Source organism: uncultured Fluviicola sp. (assembly GCF_902168135.1).
In the GTDB taxonomy this organism is placed as follows: domain Bacteria; phylum Bacteroidota; class Bacteroidia; order Flavobacteriales_D; family Crocinitomicaceae; genus Fluviicola.
On sequence record NZ_CABHOL010000040.1, the window covers coordinates 23,329 to 29,961 of the forward strand.

General features: G+C 43.4%; 3 protein-coding genes. 1 reads left to right on the forward strand and 2 read right to left on the reverse strand.

Going from position 1 to position 6,633, the window contains the following annotated elements:
• Positions 1-59: 59 nt before the first annotated feature.
• Positions 60-1,301, reverse strand: coding sequence for an ornithine--oxo-acid transaminase (gene rocD / locus QZT69_RS13940; protein WP_294675619.1), 1,242 nt, complete (start codon positions 1,299-1,301; stop codon positions 60-62).
• Positions 1,302-1,589: 288 nt separating this feature from the next.
• Here rocD and QZT69_RS13945 point away from each other — a divergent pair, with 288 nt between their 5' ends.
• Positions 1,590-2,690 (forward strand): acyl-CoA desaturase, encoded by a 1,101-nt coding sequence (locus QZT69_RS13945; protein ID WP_294675620.1) that lies wholly within the window; start codon positions 1,590-1,592, stop codon positions 2,688-2,690.
• Here QZT69_RS13945 and QZT69_RS13950 read toward each other — a convergent pair.
• Entirely contained in the window at positions 2,675-3,853 is a 1,179-nt protein-coding gene (locus QZT69_RS13950) for an ATP-binding protein (protein WP_294675621.1), read from the reverse strand. The two genes, QZT69_RS13945 and QZT69_RS13950, sit on opposite strands and share 16 nt — an antisense overlap.
• Between the last annotated feature and the right edge of the window lie 2,780 nt (positions 3,854-6,633).

The window sequence follows — 6,633 nt, forward strand, 5'->3', positions numbered from 1 at the left end:
TGCTTCTTAGCAGTAAAAATTAAACCCCAAAGAGTGACAGAACGCAGCGTATTTATCCCTTATTTTTTGAAGTTCAAAACTGTTTTTTCGATGATGGCAACACATTCCATCAACTGTTCTTCTGTCATCACCAATGGCGGCGCAAAACGGATAATGTTCCCGTGAGTTGGTTTTGCCAACAATCCGTTGTTTTTCAATTCAACACACAGGTTCCAGGCTGTTTTACTTTGTTCGGTATCGTTCACAATAATGGCATTCAGCAATCCTTTTCCGCGTACTTTCACGATCAGGTCTGTCTGCCCGATAATACGATTCATTTCAGCACGGAAAAGTTTCCCCAATCGCTCAGCGTTCTCTGCCAGTTTCTCCTCTGTCACAACTTCCAAAGCCGCAATAGCAACTTTAGCTGCCAGCGGGTTTCCTCCGAAAGTAGATCCGTGCTGACCGGGCTTGATTACCATCATGATATCGTCATTTGCAAAAACAGCTGAAACCGGATAAACTCCGCCGGAGATTGCTTTTCCAAGAATCAGGATATCGGGTTTCACATTTTCATGATCAACTGCCAGTAATTTACCTGTACGTGCAATTCCTGTCTGCACCTCATCTGCCATGAAGAGAATGTTATTCTTCGAACAAATTTCTTTTGCTCCGGCCAAATAACCATCATTAGGAACATAAACTCCGGCTTCTCCCTGGATAGGCTCTACCAGGAACCCGATCACATTTGGCTGCTTTGCAGCTTCTGCCAATGCATCGAGGTCGTTGTAAGGAATACGGATAAACCCGGGAGTAAACGGACCGAAGTTCGTACTTGCATCCGGATCGCTTGAGAAAGAAACAATGGTAGTTGTTCTACCGTGAAAGTTTTGTTCACAGACAATGATCTGCGCCTGATTTTCAGCAACACCTTTCTTTTCGTATCCCCATTTACGCGCTATTTTGATGGCTGTTTCCACTGCTTCAGCACCGGTGTTCATCGGAAGTACTTTATCAAAACCAAAGTATTCAGTGACGAATTTCTCATAAACACCCAGAGTATCATTGTAAAAAGCGCGGGAAGTCAAAGTCAGCGTTTGAGCCTGATCCGTCAAAGCTTTTACAATCTTAGGGTGACAATGCCCCTGGTTTACTGCCGAATAAGCAGAAAGGAAGTCGAAATACTTTTTTCCTTCAACATCCCAAACATAAACTCCTTCTCCTTTGGCAAGAACGACCGGAAGCGGATGGTAATTATGCGCTCCGTAACGATCTTCCAACTGCATCAATTCTTCCGATGACAATCTGTCTAGTGTTACCATAATATCTTTTTTTAAAGCTGCTATCACTCGTCACGGAGAGCAATCATCCTTTCCTCATTTGCAGTCGCAGGAGAGAAATCATCCCTGGGAACAACAAAGATAATCAAATATTCATGTTAAAAAAAGAGAAGCAGGAAGCAAAGCTTTCGAAGGTTGAGGCTTCATCTGACAAAGATGAAGTGCCGAAGGAAAATGCAAACGGGTGAAAATCATTGATCCATCCAATCCTTTCTCCGGAACGAACGCTTTTATTTCGTAACTTTGCTTTGAATTTTAAATAAGTGCCCTTTGAAAAAAGTTCAATTTTCTAAACCGCAAGGTGAGTTTTTCGCTACACTGAGAAAATCCGTGCAGAATTATTTTGACGAGAATCAACTGGAGACCTCAGGAAACTGGAAATTGTATTTAAAAACCACCATTATTATTACCACTTATATTGCGATTTATTGTACCATCATGCTGCTTCCCATTCCGGGATACCTGGCATTGATCCTTTCCGCAGCCCTAGGTTTTGTCCAGGCATTGGTTGGTTTCAACATCATGCACGATGCTTGTCACGATGCTTTTTCAAGTAATAAGAACGTAAACTATTTCTTCGGCCTGTCTATGAACGCATTGGGTAGTGATGCTTTTATGTGGCGTCAGAAGCACAACCTGGTCCACCATACCTATACGAATATCGACGGAATTGACGACGATATCTCCAAGACGCCGTTCCTGCGTATGAGTGAAACTCAAAAACGTTACAAAGCACATCGTTTTCAGCATATTTACCTTCCTTTTCTTTACGGGATCTCTACTATCTACTGGGTTTTGGTAAAAGATTTCGAAGATTACATCTTAGGCTCCCGATTTACAGTCGAAGTTGGGAAAATGAAACCCATCGATCATGTCATGTTCTGGATAACACGCATTATTTACTTTGGGTTGTACCTGGTGCTTCCTTCTTTTGTTTGGGGAATCGGCTGGACAATCCTTGGATTTACGCTGATGCACATGCTGCTTGGTTTAACGATGTCTTTCGTGTTCCAATTGGCCCATGTAGTAGAAAATGTGGAATTTGAGCATGCAGAGAACGAATCTTTGATGGTTGAAAACGAATGGGCTGTCCACCAGTTAGCAACTACAAGTGATTTTGCTGTCGACAACAAAGTGGTAAGCTGGTTAGTAGGAGGATTGAACTTCCAGGTAGAGCACCATTTGTTCCCGCGTATCTCACATGTGCATTACCCGGCGATCCAAAAGATCGTAGCTAAGACTTGTGCCGAATTCGGTGTGACTTATTATTCTTATGACAGTACCGGAAAAGCATTAAGCTCTCATTTCAGGCACATGAAGCGATTGGGAAGAAAAGATGTTTTGCAGCCGCAATTTCAATCTAAAAAGTAAACGGTACTCCACGGAGTCTGAAAATATTGTTTCCCGAACCATAATTCGAAAGCCGGATCGAGGAATTCATAGATTCCTGTTTCATCTTTGATAATCATATCCCGTCCTTCCAGGATAGATCTGTTCTTGGAAACATTTCGTGGGGTTCCCAGTGCGTAATTCTTCATGACTGCTGATGCGGTGAGTTGTTTTTCCCGCTGATAAATGGCCTTCAGCAAGTTAATCTGCGTGGTGCTCATTCCCTCAATTTCACGCTGGTACAGAGGCTGATTGGCAAAGATCAATTCCGACAAAGCATTTTGGATAACTTGCTTATCTATGGCTCCTCCTGCCCGACTGTGATTCCAGACATAATGTGAAAGCTGCTGCACATACCAGGAATGATTCTTCATCAGGCGGGGAATTGATACCGCAATATCTTTCGCAATCGACTTACCGGTTTTCCGGAAACTCGACTGAATGAATTTGACCCAGGACTCTTCGGAGATTTTCGGCAGGAGCATCAGATCCCCAAAACGGTAAAAGGGTTTGGAAGGATTGTTGAAAATAGCTTCCAGCATGTGGCGCTTACTGCCAAACAAACAGTAGGAAACCAATTTCTGGCGCTGCCAGATTGCCCGCATTTTCTTTTCCAGCGGCTCATATTCCACAAGGTCTGTCAGGTTCTGGAATTCATCCAGGCAGATAATCATCCGTATCCCTTTCTCTTTTGCTATGCGCTCCGGGAGATTCAGGATCTCATCTGCAAATTCCCGCACTTTTTCGTGTTCGTACTTAACGGTGAAATCCAGGTGTGGATTCATTCCTACATGCACCGTTGGGACCAGGTGTGATAAAAAGCTTTTGGTATCACGCACCCAATCTTCCCATTTGGTTGAAGTAGCTTTGATTACTTCGCGGGTAAACAACTCGAAGAATTCTACCTCATTGTTCACTGTAAACAAATCGAGGAGAACGGTTCTACACTTCTTGTTCGATTTATTGATATCGATTAAAACGCGTTCTACCAGGGACGATTTTCCCCACCGGCGCGGTGAGATCAGAATGGTATTGATTCCACCCAACAGATTCTGCTTCAAACGAAAAGCTTCATCTTCCCTGTTAGTATAACCTTCCGTACTTACCGTATTACCAAATATAAATGGAGAATAAATTTCCTGCATACTTCTCGATTTCACACTTAAAAATACGGTTTTTTAACTGAGAAGATAAAGATTGACATGGATTATTTTATACCACAAGGTATTATACCAAAAAGTATAATACCTTGTGGTATTATTAAAAAAGTAGGGACGTCCCGTACGTTCGGGACGTCCCTACAAAAAAATGTATCTTAAAACAATGTCGGTTGATCATCCGGATCATCGGATCCTTTGGTCAAATCCCATTCGATTGTGGGATTATCATCTCCTCCTTCCGAATCCGGAACATCTGTATCTGCTTCTTCGGATTCATTGTCGATTTCCAATTCCAACGGCTCGTCATCCGGCCATGGTTCCGATCCTTCAATTTCATGTGTAAGCACCACCTCTTTGACTTTCAATTTAGTCAGCTGATTGCCCTGTGCTTTCATTCCCTTCACATCAATGAAATCTGCCAAAGCAACCTCATTGTCCGGAAGGTTCTTCGTTTCTTTCAACAACTTGTTGTAAACGATCCTAACAACCGGTCTGTATGCCGTAGAAACACAATCCAGGTACGATCCTTCTGATTCCGATATGTAGGAAACCCGCTTGTCGGAAGTAACTTCACAGGTAAAGCGTTTCACGTAGTGAAGATCTTTATCTCCGTCGTAGTAAACCGCTGAAATCGGTCTGTCAGGAACCCATTTCTCAATGTGGATCATATCTTCATCGAAGTGTGTTGCCAAATCAAAGGTAGACAAACGGTAATCACCATTTTTATAAAGGGTCAGAATGCGGTCTTCTCCTTTAAAAGATCCAAGGAACTTACCTCTTCCTTCGTCGTTCAATCGGCCAACGACCGTATCGTACCAAATCTTACGCGCAGCAAGTGTCGATCCTCCGACTTCTTTCTGGGTAATCTTCTGAACGATCTCTTTTGTTACCCGGTTTCCGGCAGACTGGCGGCCTTTAATCAACAAATCGCCTAAATCCACATCCCAGCGCAGGCGTTTCAAATGCGGACGCGGACGAAGCATTATTGTAACTACTTCCCGTTCTCCGTTCGGGTGAACCGAGAAGTACAAGAGTTTGGACCCCTTGATTCCCCGTGTCAGATCATATTCCGTATCCCGCGTCACCGAATTCACGAAGAAACGTTTCATCATGGTTGCGCCACCCGCACCATCCTGGTACATGACGTGATAGATCGTACGTTTATCGCCTTTCTTCCAAACATCCGCATGAACGATTCCCTTTCCTACAAACTTCTTCTCAGCCACTTTGGTCACAATGAATTTCCCGGTATTGAAGAAGATGATGATATCGTCAATCTCCGAACAATCGTTAACTGCTTCGGTCTTTTTTAAGCCCCAGCCAATGAATCCTTCTTCGACGTCCACATACAATTTGCGGTTTGCAATAATTACTTTCGTTGCAGCAATATTGTCAAACACTTTCATTTCCGTTCTGCGTTCTTTCCCTGCACCGAAACGCTTTTTCAGGTCCTTGAAGTACTCAATTGCGTATTCAACCAGGTTTGCCAGGTTCTTTTTAACCTCTTCCATTTCAGCTTCCAGCCTAGCTATCAATTCGTCTGCTTTATCGGAATCGAAACGCGTAATACGGATCATTGGAATTTGAGTCAGGCGCTGTAAATCTTCGTCTACGATCTCACGGATAAACTGCTTCTTGAATTTCTCGAAACGCTTATACATGTACTGGAATAAGTTCTCCTTATCGGAATACAGCTTAAAGTCTATATACATTTCTTCACGGATGAAGATCTTCTCTAAGGTAGAGAAATGCCATTGTGCTTCCAATTCAGACAACCGGATTTCCAATTCTCTTTTTAGCAGCTGAAGTGTATTATCCGTATTTACTTTGAGTATCTCAGAAACCCCCATAAAGCGCGGAGTATCTCCATCAATTACCGAAGCGTTCGGTGAAATGGAAACTTCACAATCCGTAAAAGCATACAGTGCATCAATTGTTTTGTCCGGAGAAACTCCCGGAGCCAAATGGATCACAATCTCTGCTTCTGCGGCTGTATTATCTTCGATCTTCTTAACCTTGATCTTCCCTTTATCGTTTGCTTTGATGATACTTTCGATCAACGATGTGGTTGTACAACCGAAAGGAATTTCATTGATTGTCAATGTTTTATTATCGACCTTTTTAATCTTTGCACGAACACGGACTTTCCCGCCTCTTAATCCATCGTTATAGTTGGTGAAATCGGCCATTCCCCCATTCAGGAAGTCCGGGAATATCTCCACTTTCTTTCCCCTCAAATGGTTGATTGACTGCTCGATCAGTTCATTGAAATTATGGGGAAGGATTTTACATGCCATACCGACTGCAATTCCTTCTGCTCCCTGAGCCAAAAGAATCGGAAATTTTACCGGCAGGTTATCGGGTTCCTTATTTCTTCCGTCGTAGCTTAAAAGCCAGTTTGTGGTCTTTGGGTTAAAGACTACGTGATTGGCAAACTTGGAAAGCCGTGCTTCGATATAACGCGGAGCAGCAGCACCGTCACCGGTCAGAGTATTCCCCCAGTTTCCCTGGCAATCGATCAATAGTTCTTTTTGTCCGAGCTGAACCAATGCATCACCAATCGAAGCATCCCCATGCGGGTGGTATTTCATGGTGTTACCGATCACGTTCGCTACTTTGTTGTAGCGTCCGTCGTCCAATTCTTTCATGGAATGCAGGATTCTCCGCTGAACGGGTTTAAATCCATCGTGCAAAGAAGGAACAGCTCGTTCCAGGATCTGTCTCTTATACACATCTCCGAGCCCACGAGACGGACTCCTATCTCG

Coding starts and splice junctions, on each gene's coding strand:
- QZT69_RS13950 (WP_294675621.1), bottom strand. CDS start 3,853: ATGCAGGAAATTTATTCTCCATTTATATTTGGTAATACGGTAAGTACG.
- rocD (WP_294675619.1), bottom strand. CDS start 1,301: ATGGTAACACTAGACAGATTGTCATCGGAAGAATTGATGCAGTTGGAA.